General features: G+C 71.9%; 2 protein-coding genes. Both read left to right on the top strand.

What is annotated here, in order from left to right; genetic code table 11:
• Nucleotides 1-276: lysophospholipid acyltransferase family protein (locus UN64_RS21905; RefSeq protein WP_369073194.1), on the top strand; the 276-nt coding region annotated here is incomplete at its 5' end.
• The coding region (locus UN64_RS21900; RefSeq protein ID WP_171978996.1) for a GIY-YIG nuclease family protein at nt 269-697 on the top strand (429 nt) is incomplete at its 3' end. The genes UN64_RS21905 and UN64_RS21900, both read left to right, overlap by 8 nt.

Here is a 697-nt window from a genome sequence, read left to right as displayed (position 1 = left end):
CACGGTGCGGCCTGGCTGGCCCTGGCCACCGGCGCACCCGTGGTGCCCGTGGGCCTCGCCGGCACGCAGCACCTCCAGCCGCCGGACACCAACGGCTTCCGGCCCCACCGGTTCTCCGTGCGCGTGGGCGCCCCCCTGGACTTCGGCCACCCCGGGCGTCGTCACACCCTGCCGCAGCGCCGCGACGCGACGGCGGCGATCATGGACGCCATCGGCGCGCTCTCGGGGCAGGAGCGCGTGGACGCGTACAACGCCGCCCCGGGTGCCCGTGGCTGATCCGGCCTCCTACCGCCCGGCTCCGGGCGAGATCTCCACGTCCCCCGGCGTCTACCGCTTCCGCGACGCGGACGGACGCGTCGTCTACGTCGGCAAGGCGAAGAACCTGCGCGCCCGCCTGAGCTCCTATTTCCAGGACCCGGCTCGGCTGGCCACCAAGACCCGGACCATGGTGTTCACGGCGGCCGCGGTCGAGTGGACCGTCGTCGGCTCCGAGCTGGAGGCCCTCCAGCTCGAGTACACCTGGATCAAGGAGTATCGCCCCCGGTTCAACATCATGTACCGGGACGACAAGTCGTACCCGTACCTGGCCGTGACCATGAACGAGCAGTTCCCGCGCGTCCAGGTGATGCGCGGCGACCGGAAGCCCGGCGTGAAGTACTTCGGCCCGTTCCACCCGGCCAAGGCGATCCGCGAGACC

It is taken from the genome of Fictibacillus arsenicus (genome assembly GCF_001999465.1).
Lineage (GTDB): Bacteria > Bacillota > Bacilli > Bacillales > Fictibacillaceae > Fictibacillus > Fictibacillus arsenicus.
This window is presented reverse-complemented; position numbering and strand designations above follow the sequence as displayed.